A 22,722-nucleotide genomic window follows, 5' to 3' on the forward strand; every position below is an offset into this window, starting at 1 on the left:
CCGCGCCGGTGGGTAGCGGCCTAGCACGCTGCCCTCTCACGGCAGTAGCGCCGGTTCGAATCCGGTCGGGGGTACTCGGTCCGCAAGGACCAACGCCCCCGTTGTGTAGCGGCCTAGCACGCTGCCCTCTCACGGCAGTAGCGCCGGTTCGAATCCGGTCGGGGGTACTTTTGGGGTATGGTGTAATTGGCAGCACGAGTGATTCTGGTTCATTTAGTCTAGGTTCGAGTCCTGGTACCCCAGCTCTGAAATGCGAAGACCCGCAAGGGTCTTTTTTTGTTTTCCCGGACATATGGAAGAGGGCGGACCGCCATGGCGGCCCGCCCTGCTGACGAGGGGTCAGGCGCGACGCAGCGCCTCGGTGAGACGGCCGGCCGCCTCGACGATGGCCTGGGCGTGCAGCCGGCCCGGGTGCCGGGTGAGCCGCTCGATCGGGCCCGAGACGGAGACCGCCGCCACGACCCGGTTGGACGGGCCGCGCACCGGCGCCGAGACGGAGGCCACACCGGGCTCGCGCTCGCCGATCGACTGCGCCCAGCCACGGCGTCTCACGCCGGACAGCGCGGTCGCGGTGAAACGCGCGCCCTGCAAGCCGCGGTGCAGCCGCTCCGGCTCCTCCCAGGCCAGCAGCACCTGTGCTGCCGATCCGGCCTTCATCGGAAGCGTGGAGCCCACCGGGACGGTGTCCCGCAGGCCGGAGAGCCGCTCGGCCGCGGCCACGCAGATACGGAGGTCGCCCTGCCGCCGGTACAGCTGCGCGCTCTCGCCCGTCACGTCGCGGAGATGGGTGAGCACCGGGCCGGCCGTGGCCAGCAGCCGGTCCTCGCCCGCCGCGGCGGCGAGCTCGGAGAGGCGGGGCCCGAGGATGAAGCGGCCCTGCATGTCACGTGTGACCAAGCGGTGGTGCTCCAAGGCGACCGCCAGCCGGTGCGCGGTGGGACGCGCCAATCCGGTGGCCGAGACGAGCCCGGCCAGGGTCGCGGGGCCTGCCTCTAGCGCGCTCAGCACCAGAGCAGCCTTGTCGAGAACGCCGACGCCACTAGAGTTGTCCATGCCCTGATATTGCAGTCTCGGATCGCGAGACGCAAGTTCAATCTTCTGGGAACTGCGTCACTCTGGATGAACAGGGGTTACTGAGGGACCTCCTCGGGGTCCCGACAGGAGCTTTCACCAAAGCAATCGACGGTTTGACCGGCGACGCCGCCGGTCGGAGGGACAGCGATGGGACGCACACTCGCGGAGAAGGTCTGGGACGACCACGTCGTTCGGCGCGCCGAGGGCGAGCCCGACCTCCTCTTCATCGATCTCCACCTGCTGCACGAGGTGACCAGCCCGCAGGCCTTCGACGGTCTGCGCCTCGCCGGCCGCAAGGTGCGTCGCACGGACCTCACCATCGCCACCGAGGACCACAACACCCCGACGCTGGACATCGACAAGCCCATCGCGGACCCGGTCTCGAGGGTGCAGTTGGAGACGCTGCGCGCCAACTGCGCGGAGTTCGGCGTCCGGCTGCACTCGCTGGGCGACGTCGAGCAGGGTGTCGTCCACGTGGTGGGACCGCAGCTGGGACTGACCCAGCCGGGCACCACCGTGGTCTGCGGCGACTCGCACACCTCCACCCACGGCGCCTTCGGCGCACTGGCCTTCGGCATCGGCACCAGCCAGGTCGAGCACGTGCTGGCCACCCAGACGCTGCCGATGGACCGCCCGAGGACGATGGCCATCACCGTCGAGGGCGAGCTGCCCGAGGGCGTGACCGCCAAGGACCTGATCCTGGCCGTCATCGCCAAGATCGGCACCGGCGGCGGCCAGGGCTACGTCCTGGAGTACCGCGGCTCGGCGATCCGCGCGCTGTCGATGGAGGCGCGGATGACCGTCTGCAACATGTCGATCGAGGCCGGCGCCCGCGCCGGCATGATCGCCCCGGACGAGACCACCTTCGCCTACCTCGAGGGCCGCGACCACGCCCCCGAGGGCGCCGACTGGGACGCCGCGGTGGCGTACTGGAAGACCCTGGCCACCGACGAGGACGCGGTCTTCGACGCCGAGGTCTTCATCGACGCCGCCCAGCTGAGCCCGTTCGTCACCTGGGGCACCAACCCCGGCCAGGGCGCGCCGCTGGGCGCGAACGTGCCGGACCCGGCGTCGTTCGAGGACGCGCAGGAGCGCATCGCCGCCGAGAATGCGCTGACGTACATGGGCCTGACGGCCGGCACCCCGCTGCGCGAGGTGAAGGTCGACGCGGTCTTCGTCGGCTCCTGCACCAACGGCCGGATCGAGGACCTGCGCGCGGCCGCCGCGGTGGTCGAGGGCCGCCGGATCGCCGACGGCGTGCGGATGCTGGTCGTCCCCGGCTCCGTCCGCGTCGCGCTGCAGGCCATCGAGGAGGGCCTGGACAAGGTCTTCACCGCGGCCGGTGCCGAGTGGCGCCACGCCGGTTGTTCGATGTGCCTCGGCATGAACCCGGACCAGCTGGCCCCGGGCGAGCGCTGCGCGTCCACCTCCAACCGCAACTTCGAGGGCCGCCAGGGCAAGGGCGGCCGCACCCACCTGGTCTCCCCGCAGGTGGCCGCCGCCACCGCGGTGCTGGGCCATCTGGCCTCGCCCGCCGACCTGTCCGACGCCCAGCAGCTCGTGGAGGCCTGAACCGCCATGGAGAAGTTCACTTCGCACACCGGCCGGGCCGTCCCGCTGCGCCGCAGCAACGTCGACACCGACCAGATCATCCCGGCGCACTGGCTCAAGAAGGTGACCCGGAACGGCTTCGAGGGCGGTCTGTTCGAGGCCTGGCGCAAGGACGACGCGTTCGTCCTCAACCGTCCGGAGCGTCAGGGCGCGACGGTCCTGATCGCCGGCCCCGAGTTCGGCACCGGCTCCTCCCGTGAGCACGCGGTCTGGGCCCTGCAGAACTACGGCTTCCGGGCGGTCATCTCCTCCCGCTTCGCCGACATCTTCCGCGGCAACTCCCTGAAGAACGGCCTGCTGACGGTGATCCTGCCGCAGGAGACCGTCGAGCGGCTGTGGGCGTTGGTCGAGGCCGACCCGCAGGCCGAGGTGACCGTCGACCTGGAGGCCCGTGAGGTCCGTGCCGAGGGTGTCAACGCGCCGTTCGAGCTGGACGAGAACGTGCGTTGGCGTCTGCTGAACGGCCTGGACGACATCTCCATCACCCTCCAGCAGGAGTCGGACATCGCCGCCTACGAGGCCTCCCGACCCGCCTTCAAGCCGACCACGACGCCCGTCGGCTGAGACCCCGCCAGCGGCGCAGACGGCCCCGCAGCAGCGGTTTTTCGCCACACCCAGGCAGCCCCCCGGTGTACTCCGGGGGGCTGCCTGCTTTCTTCCCCGTGACTGTGTGTAAGGTCAACGCCGGGCGCAGGCAGGAGAGAACCGGCCACGAGTGGCACAATCTCCGCATGAGTCCCAGTGACCCGCCTTCGGGTGGCGACGACGCGGAGCAGATCGAGGAGGCCGCGGACGTCGAGCTCTACGGGCTGGTCGCACAACGACTCAAGGATGCACACGCCCGTGTGCGTGCTCTGGACGTGTCGGACGCGGAGAGGGCCGCGTTGACCCGTTCGTTGCTCATGGTGACGGAGGCGGCGAAACGCGATCTCCCGGAAGCCGCACGGAGGTTGGCGCGTTTCGTAGCGGACCTGGACGGCCTGGGGCCGACCGGTCGGACGACGGGCTGAAACCCGAATCCATTGCGACACAAGGGTGATGCGCCCGTTTGGTTATTGAAATGGCGTATATACATGCCTAACGTGCGAATTGCCCAGAAAGAATCTTCCGGGCATCCGTTTCCGAAGGGGAAGACGTGAACAAGGCGCAGCTTGTTGAAGCGGTGGCCGAGCAGCTTGGTGGCCGTCGTGCCGCCGCAGAGGCAGTTGATGCTGTGCTCGACACCATCGTGCGTGCGGTGACCGCGGGCGACCGCGTGTCCGTGACCGGTTTCGGCACTTTCGAGAAGGTGGACCGCGCCGCGCGGTTCGCCCGTAACCCGCAGACCGGCGACCGGGTCAAGGTCAAGAAGACCGCGGTGCCGCGCTTCCGCCCCGGTCAGGGCTTCAAGGACCTGGTCAGCGGCTCGAAGAAGCTCCCGAAGTCGGGTGTCTCGGTCCGCAAGGCCCCCAAGGGCTCGCTGACCCCGGGCAAGTCCGGGATGGCGGCTCCGGCCGGTTCCCCGGCCGCCAAGAAGGCCGCTGCCGCGGCCAAGAAGGCCACGGCGAAGAAGACGACCGCCACGGTCAAGAAGGCCGCCGCCAAGAAGACCACGGCTGCGGCCGCGGCCAAGAAGACGACGGCCGTCAAGAAGACCACGGCGGCCAAGACCACCGCGGCGAAGAAGACCACCGCCAAGAAGACCACGGCGGCGGTCAAGGCCCCGGCCAAGAAGACGGTCACGGCGAGCACCTCCCGCCCCGCGGTCAAGAAGGCCACGACGGCGAAGAAGGCCACCTCCGCGGCGAAGAAGACCACCGCGAAGAAGGCGCCCGCCAAGAAGGCCGCGGCGAAGTAACCCTTCCCGCGGCCTGTCGAGCACAGCCCCAGCAGGGGCGCGGTGAACCGCTCATCCGGTCCACCGCGCCCCTCGGTGCGTTCGGCGTGTTCGGTGCGTCAGAAGGTCTGCAGGGTGATCAGCGTGATCCGGCGGTCCGTTCCGGCGCCCTCGGTCTCGATGCGGACCCGTTGGCCGGGGCGCAGGAGGCGCAGCCCGCCCGCGTCGAACGCCGCGGAGTCGAACGGGAGCGGGGTGCCGTCGTCGAGCAGCACCTGGCCGCTGCGGCTGTCGGGGGAGTAGGTGTACGCGGTCGCCTGCATGAGACCAAGCGTAGTCAGCGTGTGCCGGCCCGCGCCCAACGCCAGTGCCACCTGGAGGTCCGCACCCGTGTCGACGTCCCGTCGGACGCTGGCGACGTCGTCGAGACGGAGCTCCACCGCACCCGAGGCGGCGTGCGCGGCACGAGACTGGCCGCCGAAGACGGGCAGCAGCGGAACGCCCGCCGCGGCGCTCAGCAGCGTGGTGCCGACCCCCTGGGTGTCCGCCAGGAACGCCCGCGGATGCGCGCTCGCGGCACCGAGCACCCGGGCCAGCTCGGCCGGCCGCAGGGCCGGCAGGTCCGCGGACATCGCCGCCACCGCGCCCGCGCCGAGCACCGCGCGCGCGTACCGCACCCCGTGCTCCAAGGCCGCGTTGAGGCCCGCGGCCGGGGCGTCGGGAACGACCACCGCACCCGCGAGCGCCAGCTGCGCGGCCGCCTGCTCGTCGTCGCAGACCGCCACCACCCGCGTCACCGCCGGGCACCGCCGCGCCGCGGCGACCGTGTCGAGCGCGAACGCGAGCGCCAGCTGCGGCCGCAGTGCCCCGACCGCGGACGCGAGCCGCGACTTGCCGGCGGCCGGCGGCTTCAGCGGTACCACCACGGTGGTTGTCGGCGTCGTCATCGGCGCCCATTCTGCACGGAAGGAGCCGCTACCGGCGGGGGCGCCTCGACAGTGCCAGGAGGCAGGGGCGACACTTGTGCGGTTGAACGTTAAGAATCACCGTCGCCCCCGGGTGGGACGGCGCGCAAAGGAGGAGTGCTCGTGCCCGGCTCCAGCACCAGGGCGGCGCGCCGCAGATACGGCTTCTGGTACCGCCTGGCCGCTGTGATCGCGAAGCCGCCGCTGTTCGTCCTGACCAAGCGGGACTGGAGCGGTTACGAGAACATTCCGGTCGAGGGCGGATTCCTCACCGCGATCAACCACAACTCGTATTTGGACCCTCTGGTCTACGGTCACTTCCAGTACGACTCCGGCCGTCCGGCGCGATTTCTGGCGAAGGCCGGCGTCTTCAAGCTGCCGGTGATCAAGCAGATTCTGACCGGGGCCCGAATGATCCCCGTGTACCGCGGATCCACCGACGCCACGCAGGCTTTCCGCGCCGCGATCGACGCCGTCGACAGCGGCGAATGCGTCGCGTTCTACATCGAGGGGACGCTCACCCGCGACCCGGATCTGTGGCCGATGACCGGAAAGACCGGTGCGGCGCGCGTCGCGCTGACCACCGGAGCGCCCGTCATCCCGGTGGCCCAGTGGGGCGCGCACGAGATCATGCCGCGCTACGCGAAGGGCGGCAAGGGCAACCGGCGCTTCAAGCCGTTCCCGCGAAAGACCGTCAGGGTCCTTGCGGGCCCTGCCGTGGACCTCGACCGCTGGCGCGGCCAGGAGCTCACCGGGACGGTGCTGCGCGAGGCGACCGACGCCATCATGGACGACATCACCGCCCTGCTGGAGCAGTTGCGCGGCGAGAAGGCCCCGGCCGAGCGCTTCGACATGGCCAAGTCGCGTACCGCGAAGGACGCGGCCCCGGCCGAGAAGGAGCCCGCCGAGTGACCACCCGCTGCGCCGTCTTCGGCTACGGCTCCTGGGGCACCGCCTTCGCCATGATCCTCGCCGATGCGGGGTGCGACGTGACGCTGTGGGGCCGTCGTCAGGACTTGGTCGACGCCATCAACGGCACCCGGACCAACCCGGACTACCACCCCGGCGTCGAACTCCCGCCGAACATCACCGCCACGACGGACCCGGCCAAGGCCGCGGCCGACGCGGACTTCACCGTCCTCACCGTCCCCTCGCAGACGCTGCGCCCCCTGTTGGCCGGCTGGGCGCCGCTGCTCGCCCGCGACACCGTGCTGGTCAGCCTGATGAAGGGCGTCGAGCTCGGCACGGCCAAGCTGATGAGCGAGGTCATCCAGGAGGTCGCCGAGGTCCCCGCGGAGCGCGTCGCGGTCGTCTCCGGCCCGAACCTCGCCGGCGAGATCATGCGCCGACAGCCGGCGGCGAGCGTCGTCGCCTGCGCGGACGAGTCCGTGGGCAAGCGCCTTCAGGCGGCGTGCCTGACGGGCTATTTCCGGCCCTACACCATCACCGACGTGGTGGGCGCGGAGCTGGGCGGCGCGGTGAAGAACGTCATCGGGCTGGCCGTCGGCATCGTCGACGGGTTGGGGTTCGGCGACAACACCAAGGCCTCCCTGATCACCCGCGGCCTGGCCGAGACCACCCGCCTGGGCCTGGCGATGGGCGCGGACGCCCACACCTTCGCGGGCCTCGCGGGCCTCGGCGACCTGGTCGCCACCTGCTCCTCGCCGCTCTCGCGCAACCACACCTTCGGCATCAACCTCGGCCGCGGGATGTCTCTCGAGGAGGCGACGGCTGCCATGCGGCAGACGGCCGAGGGCGTCAAGTCCTGCGTCTCCGTACTGGACCTGGCCCACCGCCACGGCGTCGACATGCCCATCACGCAGACCGTCGTCGACATCGTCCACGACGGCAAGTCCCCCCAGACGGCGGTCAAGGAACTCATGGGCCGCAGCGCGAAGCCCGAACGGCGCTAGCCGCTCAGGGGCGCGGGGAACTGCGCGAGTTCCCCGCGCCCCTGGATCGTGCAACTTCCCGCGCCCCTGAAGGGCCGGCGCTGGACAGTGCGGGTAGTGTCCTACGGGATATGAGCACTCAGCCTTCCTCCCCCAGTCCCGCCGGAGGGCGCAAGCCCCGCGTCGCGGTCGTCTTCGGCGGCCGCAGCTCCGAGCACGCCATTTCCGTCGTCACCGCCGGCAGCGTTCTGCGCGCGCTGGACCGGGACGCGTACGAGGTGCTGCCGATCGGCATCACCCATGACGGCCGGTTCGCGCTCACGACCGACGAGCCCGAGCGGATGGCCATCACCGACGGCAAGCTGCCCGACGTGGACCAGCTGGCCGAGTCCACCGAGGGGCAGGTGAACCTGCCCGCCAGCCCGGTCGCGCGCGAGGTGGTCTACGCCGAGCCGGGCGCAGTCCCGAAGGCGCTGGGCGAGGTCGACGTCGTCCTGCCGCTGCTGCACGGCCCGTGGGGCGAGGACGGCACGCTGCAGGGCCTGCTGGAGCTGTCCGGGGTGCCCTACGTCGGTTCCGGCGTGCTGTCCAGCTCGGTCGGCATGGACAAGGAGTACACCAAGCGGGTGCTGCAGGCCTTCGGCCTGCCGGTCGGCCCGTACGAGGTGATCCGGCCGCGCGAGTGGGCCACCGAGGCCGGGCGCGAGAAGGCGCTCGCCCGCGTCAACACCCTGGCCTACCCGCTGTTCGTGAAGCCGAGCCGGGCCGGTTCGTCCATCGGCATCACCAAGGTCAGCGACCCGGCCGAGCTGGTCCGCGCGATCGAGTTCGCCCGCGGGCACGACCCCAAGGTGATCGTCGAGCAGGGCGTCGTCGGCCGTGAACTGGAGTGCGGCGTCCTGGAGTTCGAGGACGGTCCGCGGGCCAGCCTGCCGGCCGAGGTGCTCGTCGCGGACGGCTTCGACTTCTACGACTTCGAGGCCAAGTACATCGACTCCAACGACGTGCAGATCCCGGCGAACCTGAACGCCGACGAGCTCGCCGGCATCCAGGAGCTCGCCGTGCAGGTCTTCGAGGCGCTGTCCTGCGAGGGCCTGGCCCGCGTGGACGTGTTCCTGCAGGAGAACGGCGAGTACGTCGTCAACGAGATCAACACGATGCCGGGCTTCACCCCGATCTCGGCCTTCCCCAAGATGTGGGAGGCCTCCGGTCTGGCCTACCCGCAGCTGATCGACCACCTGCTGCAGGCGGCGCTGCGCCGGTCCACGGGCCTGCGCTAGCCGTCAGTGCACTGGAACTTGCGGTCCGGATCGAGCGGGCTCGTCTTGGCCACGGCCGGGGCGAGCACGCTCAGCGGGGACTGCTTCCCGGTGTAGTCGGCGGGGATGGACAGCTGGACGATCGCCTGCTGGTCGACGGAGGCGAAGGTGAAGCTCTTGTCGCTCTGGTTGTAGATCGACGCCCAGCAGACCCCGCCGGCCGCCTGACCGGTCACGTTGTCGCTGAAGGGCGTGTAGTCCTTCGAGTGCGGGTCCATGACGCCCGGCAGACCTGTGCCGCAGCGCCACGTCACCGCCGGGTCGCCCCAGGCGGCGGTGTTCTGGCTGCTGGGGGAGGTGTCGCGGCGGGAGAGGCCCATCAGGGTCTCCGGCAGCGCCTTCTGCAGGGCCGCGCACTGCCGCGCCACCGCACCGGTGGTGTGCGGGGCGGAGACGGACACGCTGTTGCCGCCCCCGCCGCAGGCGGTCAGCAGGAGGGCGGTTGCTGCGGTCAGCGCGAACGGCGCGGCGAATCTGCTCACCCCGCGATGCTACGGGGCTCTACAAGTGCACCACCGGGCAGGTCAGGGTGCGGGTGATGCCCTCGACCTTCTGGATCTGGGCGACGACCAGCTTGCCCAGGTCGTCGACGGTCTCCGCCTCGGCGCGGACGATCACGTCATAGGGGCCGGTGACGTCCTCCGCCTGGACCACGCCGGTGATCTGCGAGATGACCTCGGCGACGTTGGACGACTTGCCGACTTCTGTCTGGATGAGGATGTACGCCTGTACCACGGTGGACCTCCGGCGGCTCGGATCGGGGGATCTTGCGCAGGTTGTGGTTCCCCGACTGTGACGAAGGAAACGGGGGAATCGAGGAAACCGCCACGCTATCGTTCCCCGTCGTCCGTCGGGAGACCTCACGCGCGCCCGCAGGGCGTACGCTGCGCGCGTGAGGCGCGTGCGTGCGCGCGTGATCAGAGTCGGACCAGATTCGGAAGGAAACCCATGCAGGTCGGCGAGCTCGGTGAGTTCGGACTGATCCGGGAGCTGACCTCCCGGCTGCCGCAGACCTCGGCCGTGGAGCTCGGTCCGGGCGACGACGCGGCCGTCGTCGCCGCGCCCGACGGGCGGGTGGTGGCCACCACCGACGTGCTGCTGGAGGGCCGACACTTCCGCCGGGACTGGTCCACCGCCTACGACGTGGGCCGCAAGGCCGCCGCGCAGAACCTCGCCGACGTCGCGGCGATGGGCGCGGTCCCGACCGCCCTGCTGCTGGGCCTGGTCGTGCCGACCGAGCTGCCGGTCACCTGGGCGCTGGAGCTGATGGACGGCCTGCGCGACGAGTGTCAGGTGGCGGGCGCGGCCGTGGTCGGCGGCGACGTGGTGCGCGGGGACGCGATCACCGTCTCCATCACCGCGCTGGGCGATCTGCAGGGACGCCGCGCGGTCACCCGCTCGGGAGCCCGTCCGGGTGACAAGGTCGCCGTCACCGGCTGGCTGGGCTGGTCCGCGGCCGGCTTCACCGTGCTGTCCCGCGGCTTCCGCTCCCCGCGCGCCTTCGTCGAGGCGCACCGGCGGCCCGAGCCGCCGTACCACGCCGGTCCGTCCGCGTCCGTGCTCGGCGCGACGTCGATGATCGACGTCAGCGACGGCCTGGTCGCCGACCTCGGCCACGTCGCGGAGGCTAGCGGCGTGCACATCGACCTGCATGCCGCGGACTTCGACATCCCCGCGCAGATGGCCGACATCGGCCAGGCGGTCGGCGTCGACCCGCTGCTGTGGGTGCTTTCCGGCGGCGAGGACCACGCGCTGGTCGCGACCTTCCCGGCCGACACCCAGCTGCCGTCGCGCTGGCGCGTCGTCGGCGAGGTGACCCGTCCGGCGAGCCTGACCGGCACCGGCAGGGTGACGGTCGACGGCGCGCCCTGGGACCGCACCGGCGGCTGGGACCACTTCGGCGCGCAGGCCTGAGCCACGCCCGCCGGGCCTTTCGCTGCGGGGCGAAGCGCCCCCTTTCTGCATAGTCTTCCCTTATGCGAATCGGCGTGCTGACGAGCGGCGGCGACTGTCCCGGCCTGAACGCGGTGATCCGCTCGGTGGTGCACCGGGCGGTCACCGAGCATGAGGACACCGTCGTCGGTGTGGAGGACGGCTTCCTCGGTCTGATCGAGGGCCGTACCCGCCCGCTCGCGCTGGACGCCGTCACCGGCATTCTGACCCGCGGCGGCACTATCCTCGGCAGCGCCCGGGTGGCCCGTGACCGGATGCGGGAGGCGGTCGGCAACGCCGAGGCGCTGGCCGACCGGATCGGCATCGACGCCCTGATCGCCATCGGCGGCGAGGGCACCCTGACCGCTGCCCGCATGTTCAGCGAGGCGGGCCTGCCGGTCGTCGCGGTGCCGAAGACCATCGACAACGACATCGACGCCACCGACGTGACCTTCGGCCACGACACCGCGGTGTCGGTGGCCACCGAGGCGATCGACCGGCTGAAGACCACCGCCGAGTCCCACCAGCGGGTGATGGTGGTGGAGCTGATGGGTCGCCACACCGGGTGGATCACCCTGCACGCCGGCATGGCCGGCGGCGCGCACGGGATCCTGATCCCGGAGCGGCCCTTCGACGTCGAGGCGGTCTGCTGCATGGTCGAGGAGCGGTTCTCCCGCGGCAAGAAGTTCGCCATCGTCGCCGTCGCCGAGGGCGCGCAGCCGGCCCCGGGCACGATGCGCTTCCAGCACGGTGGCACGGACGCGTTCGGGCACCAGACCTTCGGCGGCATCGGCTCCCGTCTGGCGGGCGAGATCGCCCAGTGGATCGAGAAGGAGTCCAAGCCGGTCATCCTCGGCCACATCCAGCGCGGCGGCACTCCCACGGCCCAGGACCGGGTTCTGGCCACCCGCTTCGGCTGGCACGCGGTCGAGGCGGTCCACAAGGGCGGCTACGGCCACATGACCGCCCTGCGCGGGACGGAGATCCACCTCGTCCCGATCGCGGACGCGGTCGCCCAGCTCAAGACGGTCCCCGAGGACAGGTGGACGGAAGCGGAAGCCGTGCTCTGAGGGCTCTAGGGTGAGGGTATGGCTTCTGTCTCCACCCACCCGACCGCCCGTTCCGCCCCGCCCCGCGTGCTGACCATCGCGGGTTCCGACTCCGGCGGTGGCGCCGGGATCCAGGCCGACCTCAAGACCATGCTGGCCCTCGGGGTGCACGGGATGAGCGTGATCGCCGCCGTCACCGCGCAGAACTCCGTCGGGGTGCAGGGGTACTGGGAGCTGCCCGTCGAGGCGGTCGTCGCGCAGTACCGGAGCGTCGTGGACGACATCGGCGTGCAGGCCGTGAAGACGGGCATGCTGGCCAGCGCGGAGCTGGTCGAGGCCGTGGCGGGGCTGCTCGCGGAGAAGCCGGCGCCCGTCGTGGTGGACCCGGTCGGGGTCAGCAAGCACGGGGACGCGCTGCTCGCCGCGTCGGCGGTGAGCGTCCTGCGGGACCGGCTGCTGCCGCAGGCCACCGTCGCCACGCCGAACCTGCACGAGGTCGCGCAGCTCACCGGGATCGAGGTCACCCGGGAGAGCGAGCTCTCGGACGCGGCGAAGGCCGTGCAGGACCTCGGGCCGCAGTGGGCGCTGGTGAAGGGCGGTCACCTGGAGGGCGACGCGGTCGACCTGCTGCGCGGGCCCGACGGCACCGAGTCGCTGTTCCGTGCGCCGCGGTACGACAACCGGCACACCCACGGCACGGGCTGCACGCTGGCCAGCGCCGTCGCGTCCTACCTGGCGCTCGGTCTGGACGTTCCGGCGGCCGTCGCCGCAGCGAAGGAGTACATCACCGGCGCGATCGAGGGCGGCTTCGCGCTCGGCGCGGGCATCGGCCCGGTCGACCACGCCTGGCAGATCCGGAGGTAGCGGATCAGGACGCGGTAGCCCGGGAAGCAGCAAGAGGGCAAAGCGAAGGGCCGGCCCACCCGGAGGTGGACCGGCCCTTGCGAAGCCGGAGGGGCAGCCGCCGCGTCAGCGGGAAACCTTGCCGGCCTTGATGCACGAGGTGCACACGTTGAGCCGCTTCGGCGTACGCCCGATCACAGCGCGGACCGTCTGGATGTTGGGGTTCCAACGACGACGGGTCCGGCGGTGCGAGTGGGAGATGTTGTTGCCGAAGCCCGGCCCCTTGCCGCAGACGTCGCAGTTGGCAGCCACGGGAGTCACTCCAAAGACTTCAGATGCACTAAACGGATCCAACCCCGAGGGCGCGAACGCCGCGACAGCGGCTCGCACAGCTGTCCTTGGGGGTGGCCTGGAAGGATTCCAGGCAACCGGAGCAGCATACATCCGCTGGCTCCGTAGAACGAAACTACCATGACCCGGCGGTGAACCCCGCATCGCGGTCCACCCGTCCGCTCGTGACCGGCCTGGACTGAACGAGCGCCCGGGTCGGGCGATAGCCTGCGGGTAAAGCAGAGAGCATGAGGAGAGACCCGGTGCCGCACACCCTCGACGCAGCGGCCGTGCGCGACTGGTGCCGGCTCTCCCTGGCCGCTCTCGGTCAGGCGCGTGAGGAGATCGACGCGCTGAACGTCTACCCGGTGCCCGACGGCGACACCGGGACCAACCTCTTCCTGACCGTCGAGTCCGCCGCCCAGCAGGTCGAGGCGCAGTTCAGCGTCGGCGCCGCGCACGGGGACGACCCCTCCCTGGAATCCGTCCTGCGGGCGATGGCGCACGGCGCGCTGCTGGGCGCCCGCGGCAACTCCGGGGTGATCCTCTCCCAGCTGCTGCGCGGCATCGCCGCGTCCGTCGGGGCGGGGCCCTGCGACGCGCCCGCGCTGCGCCGGGCGCTGCGCCGGGCCGCCGACGCCGGTTACGAGGCGGTGGCCGTGCCCGTCGAGGGGACCGTGCTGACAGTCGCCGCCGCGGCGGCCGACGCCGTGGAGGGGCTGCCGCAGGCCGCCGGCCTGTCCGTCGTCGCCGAGGCCGCGTTCGAGGCGGCGGGTGCCGCCCTCGCGCTGACGCCACAGCAGCTCGACGTGCTCGGCCGCGCCGGCGTCGTGGACGCCGGCGGACGCGGCCTGGTCGCGGTCCTCGGCGCGCTGGCCGACGCCGTCAGCGGACAGTCCCCGATGGGACCGCTCGCCCTCGCCACGCCGGTGACCACGCCCCGGGTCGTCGTCCTGCCGGCTGCCGCCCAGCGGCCCCACGTCGGGGAGGAGCCGGAGGGCCCCGCCTACGAGGTGATCTACCTCCTCGACGCGGAGGACGAGGCCGTGCCGCAGCTGCGCGCCCGGCTCGGCGGGCTCGGCGACTCACTCGTCGTCAGCGGCGGCGACGGACTGTGGAACGTCCACGTGCACGTCGACGACGCGGGCGCGGCCGTCGAGGCGGGCATCGAGGCGGGGCGCCCCTACCGGATCCGGATCACGCACTTCGCCGGCGCGGCCGCCGACCAGTCGGCCGGCCACCCCACCCACACCGGGGAGCTCAGCCCGACGCGCGCGGTCGTCAGTATCGTCCAGGGCGAGGGACTGGCGGGCCTGTGCCAGGAGTGCGGCGCCACCGTCCTGTCCGCCGACCCGGACCGCGCCCCCAGCAGCGCCGAGATCGCCGCCGTGATCCGCGTCGCCCACGCCCGCGAGGTCGTGCTGCTGCTCAACGACGCCGAACTGCGCGCCGCCGCCGGGGTCGCCGCCGACCAACTGCGCGACGAGGGCGTCCGGGTCGCGGTCATCCCCACCCGCTCGCCCGTGCAGGGCCTGGCCGCGCTCGCCGTGCACGAGCCGGCCCGGCGCTTCGACGAGGACGTGGTCGCCATGACCACCGCCGCCGGCGCCACCCGCTACGCCGAACTGGCCGTGGCCGAGGGGGAGTCGTGGACCATGGCCGGGGTCTGCCAGGCCGGCGATGTGCTCGGGCTGATCGACGGCGACGTCGCCGTGATCGGCCCTGCCGCCGAGATGGTCACCACCGCCTCGACCGTGCTGGACCGGATGCTCGCGGCGGGCGGCGAGATGGTGACGCTGATCGTCGGCGAGGACGCCGCGCCGGGCCTCGCCGACGCGCTCGTCGCCCACCTCCGCCGCACCAACCCGGTCGTGGACGCGGTCGTCTACGAGGGCGGTCAGGGCGCCGCGCCGCTGGTCGTCGGCGTCGAGTGAGCCGGGTCGCGTGACGCGGGCTGTCCGACCGATGGTGCATCGTTGATCCTGTGTCCGCTCTCGACGACCCCCTGAAGAAGCACCTCGGCACCCCCGCCAAGCAGCTGGCCGAGGGCCTCGAGCTGCACACCGTCGGCGATCTGCTGCACCACTTCCCGCGCCGCTACAACGAGCGCGGCGAGCTGACCAGCCTCGACTCGCTGGAGGTCGACGAGCACGTCACCGTCGTCGCCCGGATCGAGAAGTGCACCCTGATCCCGTTCCGGGGGCGCAAGGGCGACCGGCTGGAGGTCGTGGTCACTGACGGCCGCGGCCGCCTCTCGCTGACCTTCTTCAACCAGCGCTGGCGGGAGAAGGAGCTGCGGCCCGGCCGCAGCGGCATGTTCGCGGGCAAGGTCGGCGTCTTCAACCGCACCCGGCAGCTGACCAACCCGGACTACGAGCTCTTCGGCGACGGCGACGACCCGGACGCCCCGAAGGCCGCCGACCGCTTCGCCGGGCGGCTCATCCCCGTCTACCCGGCCTCGGCCAAGACCCCCTCCTGGCGGCTGGCCCTGGCGGTCGACACCATCCTCGACGGCATGGACTGGACCCAGGTCCCCGACCCGGTTCCCGCCTCGCTGCTCGCCGAGCGCGGCCTGATCCCGCTGCACCAGGCACTGGAGCAGATCCACCGCCCGCGCAACCAGGCCGAACGCCTCGCCGCGCAGGACCGGCTCAAGTGGGACGAGGCCTTCGTGCTGCAGGTCGCGCTCGCGCGGCGCCGGGCCGACGACTCCGCCCGCCCGGCGGTGGCCCGCAGGCCGCGCGTCGGCGCGTTGCTGGACGCCTTCGACGCCAAGCTGCCGTTCACCCTGACCGACGGTCAGCAGCGGGTCTGTGCCGAGATCTTCGCCGACCTCGCCACCGAACACCCGATGCACCGCCTGCTCCAGGGCGAGGTCGGCTCCGGCAAGACCCTGGTCGCCCTGCGCGCCATGCTCGCCGTCGTCGACGCGGGCGGCCAGGCCGCGCTGCTCGCCCCGACGGAGGTCCTCGCCCAGCAGCACCACCGCTCCATCGTGGAGATGATGGGGGAGTTGGCCCAGGGGGGCATGCTGGGCGGGGCCGAGCACGGCACCAAGGTCACGCTGCTGACCGGATCCATGGGTGTCCCGGCCCGCCGTCAGGCGCTGCTCGACCTGGTCAGCGGCGAGGCCGGGATCGTCATCGGCACCCACGCGCTGATCGAGGACAAGGTGCAGTTCCTCGACCTCGGCCTGGTCGTCGTCGACGAACAGCACCGCTTCGGCGTCGAGCAGCGCGACGCGCTGCGTGCCAAGGCCGAACGCCCGCCCCACCTGTTGGTGATGACGGCCACCCCGATTCCGCGCACCGTCGCCATGACGGTCTTCGGCGACCTGGAGACCTCCGTCCTGGACCAGCTCCCGGCCGGCCGCTCGCCCATCTCCTCCCACGTCGTCCCCGCGCTGGAACGCCCCAACTTCCTGGCCCGCGCCTGGGAGCGGATCCGCGAGGAGGCCGGCAAGGGCCACCAGGCCTACGTGGTCACCCCGCGGATCGGCGACGAGGAGGACGAGAAGGCGCTGAAGAAGGCCGCGAAGGAGCCCAAGGAGGGCGACGACCGCCGCCCGCCGCTGGCCGTCCTCGACGTGGCGCAGGAGCTGCGCGGCGGCCCGCTCGCCGGCCTGCGCGTGGAGGTCCTGCACGGCCGGATGGCGCCCGACGCCAAGGACGAGGTCATGCGCGCCTACTCGGCGGGCGAGGTGGACGTGCTGGTCGCCACCACCGTCATCGAGGTCGGCGTCAACGTCCCCAACGCGACGGTCATGGTCATCATGGACGCGGACCGCTTCGGCGTCTCCCAGTTGCACCAGCTGCGCGGCCGAGTCGGCCGCGGCTCGGCGCCGGGCCTCTGCCTGCTGGTCACCGACATGCCCGCCGCGTCCGCCGCCCGCCAGCGCCTCGACGCGGTCGCGGACACCCTCGACGGCTTCGAGCTCTCCCGCATCGACCTGGAACAGCGCCGCGAGGGCGATGTGCTGGGCCAGGCCCAGTCGGGCGTGAGGTCGTCACTGCGGGTCCTGTCGGTCCTGGAGGACGAGGACGTCATCGCCGCCGCGCGGGACGAGGCGACCGCGCTGGTCGCTGCCGACCCCGAACTGACGGACCATCCGGCGCTGCGCAGCGCGCTGGACTCCTTGCTCGGAGCGGAGCGCGCGGAGTACCTGGAGAAGGGCTGACGAGGGCTGGATTGTCAGTCCCCCCTGCGAGAATAGAGGTGTTGTGAAGGGCACTGACTGTGCAGGTCAGGCCTCGTTTTCAACATTCTCAGGGGGCACTTCCATGGCGTTCCGTCACCTGAACGAGCTGCCGCTCGGTGACAAGGTCTTCCGCATCGAACTCAGCAGTGAGGACGACCGCGAGGTCACCCTCACCCTCACCGGCTGGCGCGAGGGTCACGCGTCCGAGCCGATCGCCTCCGGCAAGCTCCGGCTGCCGGTGGAGGACACCGCGTCCCTCCGCATCGCGCTCAACCGCGCGCTGCGCGCCCTCGCCATCGTCGCCGACGTCTCCGAGCCGATCCCGGACCGGGACGTCCTCCGCGAGCTGTACCCGGGCCACGGCGCGCCGTGGGTCCCGCAGCACGAGGAGGAGCTGGTCCGTCGTTTCCACGACGGCGAGACCATAGCCCGCGTGGCGGCCCGCTTCGGCCGCACGCCCGACTCCGTCCGCACCAAGCTGCGCGAGCTGGGCCACGACCCCCGCCGCCCCGAGTACTGCCCGCCCGACGGCTGCCTCTCCTGGAGCCGCTACGCCAGCCCGGCCCTTCTGGGAACCGTGAGCACGGAGGGGTGACCCGCCAGGGGCGCGGCGAACTGCGCGAGCAACGTCGCGCAGTTCCCCGCGCCCCCGGGTGTTGCACTAGCGTGAAAGTGCACACCATTCCCCACCAGCAAGGACGCTGACCACATGACCCGCGTGATCGCCGGAGCCGCTCGGGGCCGACGCCTCGCAACGCCGCCGGGGAACGGTACCCGTCCCACCTCGGACCGGGCGCGGGAAGCGCTCTTCTCCAGCTGGGAGGCGCTGCGCGGCTCCCTCGCGGGCGCGCGCGTGATGGATCTGTACGCCGGGTCGGGCGCGGTCGGGCTGGAGGCCCTGTCCCGGGGGGCCGCGCACGCGCTCCTCGTCGAGGAGGACGCCGCCGCGGTCAAGGTGATCCTCGCGAACGTGCGGACGCTGTCGCTGCCGGGCGCCGAGGTCCGCTCCGGGAAGGCCGAGCGGGTGATCGCGGGGGCGCCCCCGTCCACCCCCTACGACCTGGTCTTTCTCGACCCGCCCTACGCCGTCACCGATGGCGAACTGCGGGAGATTCTGGTCACACTCGGCTCTGAGGGGTGGCTCGACGCCGACGTGATCGTCACCGTGGAGCGCAGCACCAGAGGCGGCGCTTTCACCTGGCCGGAGGGCTTCGAGGGCCTGCGCGAGCGTCGCTACGGCGAGGCGACCCTTTGGTACGGTCGCGCCGCCGACGGAGCCGGCAAGGGAGCCGGCCTGTGAGCGAGGAGATGACGATGTTCCGCCGTGCCGTCTGCCCGGGGTCCTTCGACCCCATCCACAACGGCCACCTCGACATAATCGAGCGCGCCTCGCGGCTCTACGACGTGGTCCACGTCGCCGTGCTGGTCAATCCCTCGAAGAAGGGGATGTTCAGCGTCGACGAGCGGGTCGCCATGATCGAGGAGATCACCGCGGGCTACGGCAACGTCAAGGTCGAGTCGCACCAGGGCCTGCTCGTCGACTACTGCCGCGACCGCGACATCCCCGCGATCGTGAAGGGCCTGCGCGCCGTCAGCGACTTCGACTACGAGCTGCAGATGGCGCAGATGAACTTCGGGCTGACCGGCGTGGAGACGCTCTTCGTGCCGACCAACCCCACCTACAGCTTCCAGTCCTCCTCGTTGATCAAGGAGGTGGCCATCCTCGGTGGCGATGTGTCCCACCTTGTCCCGGACTTGGTGCTTCGCAGGCTGACCGAGCGCATCGCCGAGCGGAGCTCGCAGCCCACGAAGCCCTAGGACTGAGTACAGTTCGTAGCTCCAGTTCCGGCCGGTCGTACTGGTCCGGGCAGCCTCGTGGAAAGCGTGACCCCGGTGGACGTGCAGCAGAAGCTCGACGAGATCACGAAGCTCGTGGAAGGCGCCCGTTCGATGCCGATGTCGGCCTCGATCGTGGTCAACAGGACTGAGCTGGTCGGTCTGCTCACCGAGCTGCGGGAGGACCTCCCCGGCGAGATCGCCAAGGCGCAGGAGACCGTCCAGTACGGCGACCAGGTCGTCGAGGACGCGCGTCGCGAGGCCGAGCGGGTGGTGGCCGCCGCGCACGAGGAGCGGCAGCAGCTGATCAACGGCACCGACTACGTCACCGTGGCCCAGGCCGAGGCGGACCGGGTGCTGGGCGAGGCCCGCGCCGAGGCCGCCGAGCAGCGGCGCGAGGCCGACGACTACGTCGACAGCAAGCTGGCCAACTTCGAGGTCGTGCTGACCAAGACCCTCGGCGCCATCGGCCGCGGCCGCGAGAAGCTGCGCGTGGCGGGCGGCTTCGTCGAGGGCGAGGACGGCGAGGAGTTCACCCAGGACCAGTTCCGCTCGCCCAACCCCGAGGTGGACGAGTACGTCGACGTGAAGCTCGCCGCGCTGGAGACCGCGCTCAGCAAGACCCTGGAGGCGGTCGGCCGGGGCCGGGACAAGCTGCTGGGCAAGCGGCCCATCGACGAGCTGGGCGCCTACCTGGCCGCCGCGGACGAGGCCGCCGCCGTCGAGCAGGGCGACACCCGCCAGGCGGCGGTCGCCGCCGAGCTGAGCCGGCAGGGGCTGATGCCCTCGGCGGAACAGCAGGAGCAGCACTACGAGCCGCAGCACCACGAGCCGCAGCACTACGAGCCGCAGCCGCAGGTGGAGTACTGGCCGCAGCAGGACCCCTACGGCCAGCCGCAGCAGCCCGTCTACGACCCCTACCAGGGCGGCGCCTACCCGCAGCAGCAGCCGGCGTACGACCCTTACACGGGCGGCTACGTCGAGCAGCAGCCGGTCTACGACGCATACGGCCAGCCGGTGCAGCACGCGCAGCAGGCGCAGATCCCGCAGCAGCAGCCGCCGCACTACGCCCAGCAGCAGGAAGTGACGAGCTTCTTCGACACCGGCTTCATCGACGTGTCGAAGCTGCGGGAGTACGGCCAGGGACACTGACCGCCGCGTGATCGTCCGACCCTGAGTTGGGTCGGGGTTCCGGCGTCGGGTATTCTGACCTCTCCGGCTTGATGTGCTGGCGTTGGCTGCTGCCCGAAACCCAGGTGAGCAGCCGCCGAAGACCTGAGTGAAGGACAGACCCCTGAACCGCCTCGACCACCGCAACCCGCTCGTGTTCGACACGCACGAGCTGGGACGTCGGCCTGGGGCGATGCGGAAGGTGTCCCGCTCGGCCCCGGCGCCCGCCAGCCTCGGCAACGAGGTGATCAGCGTCCCCGAGGGCGCGGCCATCGAGCTGGAGCTCCGACTGGAGTCGGTCATCGAGGGAGTGCTCGTCACGGGCACCGCCGAGGCCGAGCTCAAGGGCGAGTGCGTGCGCTGCCTGGAGCCGATCGAGCGTGAGCTCGACGCGGACTTCCAGGAGCTGTACTACTACCCCGAGGCGGCCGACCGCTTCGGGGGAGGGTCCGACTCCGACGAGGAGGAGGACGACGAGACTTACCGTCTCGAGGCCGACTTGTTCGACCTCGAGCCGGTGCTGCGTGACGCGGTGGTGCTCGCACTGCCGTTGCAGCCGGTGTGCCAGGACGACTGCCTGGGCCTGTGCTCCGAGTGCGGAGCACGACTCACGGACGACCCGGACCACCACCATGACGCCGTCGACCCCCGGTGGGCGGCACTGCAGGGACTCTCGGCCGCATCGAGCGCGACCGGTAGTGAAGAGGACAGCGTCACCCGGGAGGGTGCCGCCGAGAACCAGGAGAAGTAGCTGTGGCTGTTCCCAAGCGGAAGATGTCGCGCAGCAACACGCGTCACCGCCGTTCGCAGTGGAAGGCCACTGCCCCCGCGCTCGTGGCGTGCGACCGCTGCCACCAGCCGAAGCTGGGGCACATCGCGTGCCCGAGCTGCGGCACCTACAACCGCCGTCAGGTCCTGTCGGTCTGACGGCAGGAGAACACCAGATGTCAGCGTCAGCATCCGCTTCGCACGCCGACACCGGGTACAGCGTTCTGGAGGGACGGCTCGGCTACACGCTTGAGCCGTCCCTCCTGACGCGTGCACTGACCCACCGCTCGTACGCGTACGAGAACGGTGGTCTCCCCACGAACGAACGCCTGGAGTTCCTGGGCGATTCGGTGCTGGGCCTGGTGGTGACGGACACCCTGTACCGCGTCCACCCCGACCTCCCGGAGGGGCAGCTCGCGAAGCTGCGCGCCGCGGTGGTCAACTCGCGCGCCCTCGCGGACGTCGCGCGGGGTCTGGAGCTCGGTACCTTCATCAGCCTCGGGCGTGGTGAGGAGGGCACCGGTGGGCGGGACAAATCGTCGATCCTCGCGGACACCCTCGAGGCCGTCATCGGCGCGGTCTACCTCGACCAGGGGCTGGACTCCGCGTCCGAGCTGGTCCACCGGCTCTTCGACCCACTGATCGAGAAGTCGTCGAACCTCGGTGCGGGCCTGGACTGGAAGACCAGTCTCCAGGAGCTCACCGCGACCGTCGGCATCGGCGTGCCCGAGTACGTCGTCACCGAGTCCGGTCCGGACCACGAGAAGACGTTCATCGCAGCCGCCCGCGTGGCCGGCGAGGACTACGGCACGGGTTCCGGTCGCTCCAAGAAGGAGGCCGAGCAGAAGGCCGCCGAGAGCGCCTGGCACGCGATCCGTGAGAAGCACGGCGACGGCACCACGCCGGCCGGCGGCTCCGCGGGCTCCGCGCCCGCCACGCCAGCCGCCGACGCGTAGCACGGCTAGGCTGCCCGGATGCCTGAACTTCCCGAAGTAGAGGTCGTCCGGCGCGGTCTGGACCGCTGGGTCAGCGGCCGCACCGTCCGTGCGGTCGAGGTGCTGCACCCGCGTGCCGTGCGCCGCCATGCGGCGGGCCCGGAGGACTTCGCCGCGCAGCTGCGCGGCCGGAAGCTCGGGGCCGCCCAGCGCCGCGGCAAGTACCTGTGGCTGCCGATGCCCGGCAGCGGCGTCTCGCTGCTGGGCCATCTCGGCATGAGCGGCCAGCTGCTGGTGCAGCCCGAGGGCGCCCCCGACGAGAAGCACCTGCGCGTACGCGTCCGCTTCGACGACCCGACCGGCACCGAGCTGCGCTTCGTCGACCAGCGCACCTTCGGCGGCCTCGCCGTCGAGGACGCGGACCCCAGCGACCCGGACGCCGCCCCGATGTCCCTGGCGCACATCGCCCGCGACCCGCTCGACCCGCGCTTCGACGACACCGCCTTCCTCGCCGCGCTGCGCCGCCGCGCCAGCGGCGTCAAGCGCGCGCTGCTGGACCAGTCCCTGATCAGCGGCGTCGGCAACATCTACGCCGACGAGGCGCTGTGGCGCAGCAAGCTGCACTACGACCGCCCCGCCGACACCCTCACCCGCCCGGCCTCCGAACTGCTCCTCGGCTCCGCCCGCGCGGTCATGACCGAGGCCCTGGCCCAGGGCGGCACCAGCTTCGACAGCCTCTACGTCAACGTCAACGGCGAGTCCGGCTACTTCTCCCGCTCCCTCGACGCCTACGGCCGCGAGGGCGAACCCTGCAACCGCTGTGCCACCCCCATGCGCCGCGCCTCCTGGATGAACCGCTCCAGCTACTTCTGCCCCCGCTGCCAGCGCCTGCCCCGTTCGAAGTGAGCCGCCACGGATGAGGCCTTCGGTCTGCTGGGCGCCTGCACCGGTGCGGCGTCGCAGCACCGGTGCAGGCGCCCAGCA

Annotated in this window: 24 protein-coding genes, 3 tRNA genes and 1 pseudogene; 23 read left to right on the forward strand and 5 right to left on the reverse strand. The window is 71.5% G+C overall.

From position 1 onward, the window contains the following. Nucleotides 1-4 precede the first annotated feature (4 nt). The 3 genes from DN069_RS25630 (at nucleotide 5) to DN069_RS25640 (ending at nucleotide 243) form a co-directional block, all read left to right on the forward strand. Nucleotides 5-74 (forward strand) — tRNA-Glu (locus DN069_RS25630). A gap of 20 nt (nucleotides 75-94) precedes the next feature. Beyond that, a tRNA-Glu gene (locus DN069_RS25635) sits at nucleotides 95-167 on the forward strand. A gap of 4 nt (nucleotides 168-171) precedes the next feature. Next, a tRNA-Gln gene (locus DN069_RS25640) sits at nucleotides 172-243 on the forward strand. A gap of 96 nt (nucleotides 244-339) precedes the next feature. Here the strand turns inward: DN069_RS25640 and ndgR are convergent. Beyond that, the gene (gene ndgR, locus DN069_RS25645; protein ID WP_111504712.1) at nucleotides 340-1,053 is read right to left on the reverse strand and encodes an IclR family transcriptional regulator NdgR; all 714 of its coding nucleotides are present in this window, start codon (nucleotides 1,051-1,053) and stop codon (nucleotides 340-342) included. 168 nt (nucleotides 1,054-1,221) lie between these two features. Between ndgR and leuC the strand changes: the two genes are divergently transcribed. From leuC to DN069_RS25665, 4 genes are all read left to right on the forward strand, one after another. Further along, nucleotides 1,222-2,646 (forward strand): 3-isopropylmalate dehydratase large subunit, encoded by a 1,425-nt coding sequence (gene leuC / locus DN069_RS25650; RefSeq protein ID WP_111504714.1) that lies wholly within the window; start codon nucleotides 1,222-1,224, stop codon nucleotides 2,644-2,646. A gap of 6 nt (nucleotides 2,647-2,652) precedes the next feature. Next, nucleotides 2,653-3,249 carry a 3-isopropylmalate dehydratase small subunit gene (gene leuD, locus DN069_RS25655; RefSeq protein WP_111504716.1) on the forward strand — a complete coding sequence of 199 codons (597 nt, stop codon included), beginning with the start codon at nucleotides 2,653-2,655 and terminating at the stop codon, nucleotides 3,247-3,249. Nucleotides 3,250-3,416: 167 nt separating this feature from the next. Further along, the gene (locus DN069_RS25660) at nucleotides 3,417-3,695 is read left to right on the forward strand and encodes an SCO5555 family protein (protein ID WP_424556321.1); all 279 of its coding nucleotides are present in this window, start codon (nucleotides 3,417-3,419) and stop codon (nucleotides 3,693-3,695) included. Nucleotides 3,696-3,820: 125 nt separating this feature from the next. After that, nucleotides 3,821-4,522: an HU family DNA-binding protein gene (locus DN069_RS25665; protein WP_111504718.1), complete on the forward strand. Its 702-nt coding sequence runs from the start codon at nucleotides 3,821-3,823 to the stop codon at nucleotides 4,520-4,522. Nucleotides 4,523-4,842: 320 nt separating this feature from the next. Here DN069_RS25665 and cofC read toward each other — a convergent pair. Beyond that, a pseudogene (cofC, locus tag DN069_RS25670) lies at nucleotides 4,843-5,448 on the reverse strand (2-phospho-L-lactate guanylyltransferase); the annotation flags it as partial. 141 nt (nucleotides 5,449-5,589) lie between these two features. Here cofC and DN069_RS25675 point away from each other — a divergent pair. The 3 genes from DN069_RS25675 to DN069_RS25685 all read left to right on the forward strand — a co-directional run bounded on the left by DN069_RS25675 (nucleotide 5,590) and on the right by DN069_RS25685 (nucleotide 8,638). Further along, a complete protein-coding gene (locus DN069_RS25675; RefSeq protein ID WP_111504752.1) occupies nucleotides 5,590-6,378 on the forward strand; it encodes a lysophospholipid acyltransferase family protein in 789 nt (262 codons plus the stop codon). After that, nucleotides 6,375-7,379, forward strand: a complete 1,005-nt coding sequence (locus tag DN069_RS25680; protein WP_111504722.1) for an NAD(P)H-dependent glycerol-3-phosphate dehydrogenase — start codon at nucleotides 6,375-6,377, stop codon at nucleotides 7,377-7,379. Before DN069_RS25675 ends, DN069_RS25680 begins: the two co-directional genes overlap by 4 nt. Before the next feature lie 110 nt (nucleotides 7,380-7,489). Continuing rightward, entirely contained in the window at nucleotides 7,490-8,638 is a 1,149-nt protein-coding gene (locus tag DN069_RS25685) for a D-alanine--D-alanine ligase family protein (protein ID WP_111504724.1), read from the forward strand. Here DN069_RS25685 and DN069_RS25690 read toward each other — a convergent pair. Together DN069_RS25690 and DN069_RS25695 are read right to left on the reverse strand one after the other, a co-directional pair. Further along, nucleotides 8,635-9,159 (reverse strand): DUF3515 domain-containing protein, encoded by a 525-nt coding sequence (locus DN069_RS25690; RefSeq protein ID WP_111504726.1) that lies wholly within the window; start codon nucleotides 9,157-9,159, stop codon nucleotides 8,635-8,637. The two genes, DN069_RS25685 and DN069_RS25690, sit on opposite strands and share 4 nt — an antisense overlap. 19 nt (nucleotides 9,160-9,178) lie before the next feature. Continuing rightward, entirely contained in the window at nucleotides 9,179-9,412 is a 234-nt protein-coding gene (locus DN069_RS25695) for an Lrp/AsnC family transcriptional regulator (protein WP_111504728.1), read from the reverse strand. Nucleotides 9,413-9,625: 213 nt separating this feature from the next. Between DN069_RS25695 and DN069_RS25700 the strand changes: the two genes are divergently transcribed. The 3 genes from DN069_RS25700 (at nucleotide 9,626) to thiD (ending at nucleotide 12,522) form a co-directional block, all read left to right on the forward strand. Then, the gene (locus DN069_RS25700) at nucleotides 9,626-10,591 is read left to right on the forward strand and encodes a thiamine-phosphate kinase (protein ID WP_111504730.1); all 966 of its coding nucleotides are present in this window, start codon (nucleotides 9,626-9,628) and stop codon (nucleotides 10,589-10,591) included. Between the two features lie 62 nt (nucleotides 10,592-10,653). Then, nucleotides 10,654-11,679 (forward strand): 6-phosphofructokinase, encoded by a 1,026-nt coding sequence (locus DN069_RS25705; RefSeq protein ID WP_111504732.1) that lies wholly within the window; start codon nucleotides 10,654-10,656, stop codon nucleotides 11,677-11,679. An 18-nt stretch (nucleotides 11,680-11,697) separates the two neighbouring features. Beyond that, the gene (gene thiD, locus DN069_RS25710) at nucleotides 11,698-12,522 is read left to right on the forward strand and encodes a bifunctional hydroxymethylpyrimidine kinase/phosphomethylpyrimidine kinase (protein ID WP_111504734.1); all 825 of its coding nucleotides are present in this window, start codon (nucleotides 11,698-11,700) and stop codon (nucleotides 12,520-12,522) included. A gap of 105 nt (nucleotides 12,523-12,627) precedes the next feature. Here thiD and rpmB read toward each other — a convergent pair whose 3' ends face one another. Further along, nucleotides 12,628-12,813: a 50S ribosomal protein L28 gene (gene rpmB / locus DN069_RS25715; RefSeq protein ID WP_035846000.1), complete on the reverse strand. Its 186-nt coding sequence runs from the start codon at nucleotides 12,811-12,813 to the stop codon at nucleotides 12,628-12,630. 266 nt (nucleotides 12,814-13,079) lie between these two features. Between rpmB and DN069_RS25720 the strand changes: the two genes are divergently transcribed. The 10 genes from DN069_RS25720 to mutM all read left to right on the forward strand — a co-directional run bounded on the left by DN069_RS25720 (nucleotide 13,080) and on the right by mutM (nucleotide 22,644). Further along, nucleotides 13,080-14,765, forward strand: a complete 1,686-nt coding sequence (locus DN069_RS25720; RefSeq protein ID WP_243639706.1) for a DAK2 domain-containing protein — start codon at nucleotides 13,080-13,082, stop codon at nucleotides 14,763-14,765. Nucleotides 14,766-14,815: 50 nt separating this feature from the next. Next, entirely contained in the window at nucleotides 14,816-17,008 is a 2,193-nt protein-coding gene (gene recG / locus DN069_RS25725) for an ATP-dependent DNA helicase RecG (protein WP_111504738.1), read from the forward strand. Nucleotides 17,009-17,111: 103 nt separating this feature from the next. Further along, nucleotides 17,112-17,624 carry a hypothetical protein gene (locus DN069_RS25730; protein ID WP_111504740.1) on the forward strand — a complete coding sequence of 171 codons (513 nt, stop codon included), beginning with the start codon at nucleotides 17,112-17,114 and terminating at the stop codon, nucleotides 17,622-17,624. Nucleotides 17,625-17,738: 114 nt separating this feature from the next. Next, on the forward strand, nucleotides 17,739-18,329 hold the full coding sequence (gene rsmD, locus DN069_RS25735; protein ID WP_111504742.1) for a 16S rRNA (guanine(966)-N(2))-methyltransferase RsmD: 591 nt from the start codon (nucleotides 17,739-17,741) through the stop codon (nucleotides 18,327-18,329). Nucleotides 18,330-18,343: 14 nt separating this feature from the next. Continuing rightward, complete coding sequence (gene coaD / locus DN069_RS25740; protein WP_111504754.1) at nucleotides 18,344-18,847, forward strand: pantetheine-phosphate adenylyltransferase; 504 nt, start codon at nucleotides 18,344-18,346, stop codon at nucleotides 18,845-18,847. 75 nt (nucleotides 18,848-18,922) lie between these two features. Beyond that, nucleotides 18,923-20,017, forward strand: a complete 1,095-nt coding sequence (locus DN069_RS25745; protein WP_111504744.1) for a cell division initiation protein — start codon at nucleotides 18,923-18,925, stop codon at nucleotides 20,015-20,017. A 127-nt stretch (nucleotides 20,018-20,144) separates the two neighbouring features. Further along, entirely contained in the window at nucleotides 20,145-20,786 is a 642-nt protein-coding gene (locus tag DN069_RS25750) for a YceD family protein (RefSeq protein ID WP_243639707.1), read from the forward strand. Between the two features lie 2 nt (nucleotides 20,787-20,788). Continuing rightward, nucleotides 20,789-20,962 carry a 50S ribosomal protein L32 gene (gene rpmF / locus DN069_RS25755; protein WP_042373744.1) on the forward strand — a complete coding sequence of 58 codons (174 nt, stop codon included), beginning with the start codon at nucleotides 20,789-20,791 and terminating at the stop codon, nucleotides 20,960-20,962. A gap of 17 nt (nucleotides 20,963-20,979) precedes the next feature. Beyond that, a complete protein-coding gene (rnc, locus tag DN069_RS25760) occupies nucleotides 20,980-21,759 on the forward strand; it encodes a ribonuclease III (protein ID WP_111504746.1) in 780 nt (259 codons plus the stop codon). Between the two features lie 18 nt (nucleotides 21,760-21,777). Then, nucleotides 21,778-22,644: a bifunctional DNA-formamidopyrimidine glycosylase/DNA-(apurinic or apyrimidinic site) lyase gene (mutM, locus tag DN069_RS25765; RefSeq protein WP_111504748.1), complete on the forward strand. Its 867-nt coding sequence runs from the start codon at nucleotides 21,778-21,780 to the stop codon at nucleotides 22,642-22,644. Nucleotides 22,645-22,722: the final 78 nt, after the last annotated feature.

Origin of the sequence: Streptacidiphilus pinicola (assembly GCF_003258295.1) — a bacterium.
In the GTDB taxonomy this organism is placed as follows: Bacteria; Actinomycetota; Actinomycetes; order Streptomycetales; family Streptomycetaceae; genus Streptacidiphilus; species Streptacidiphilus pinicola.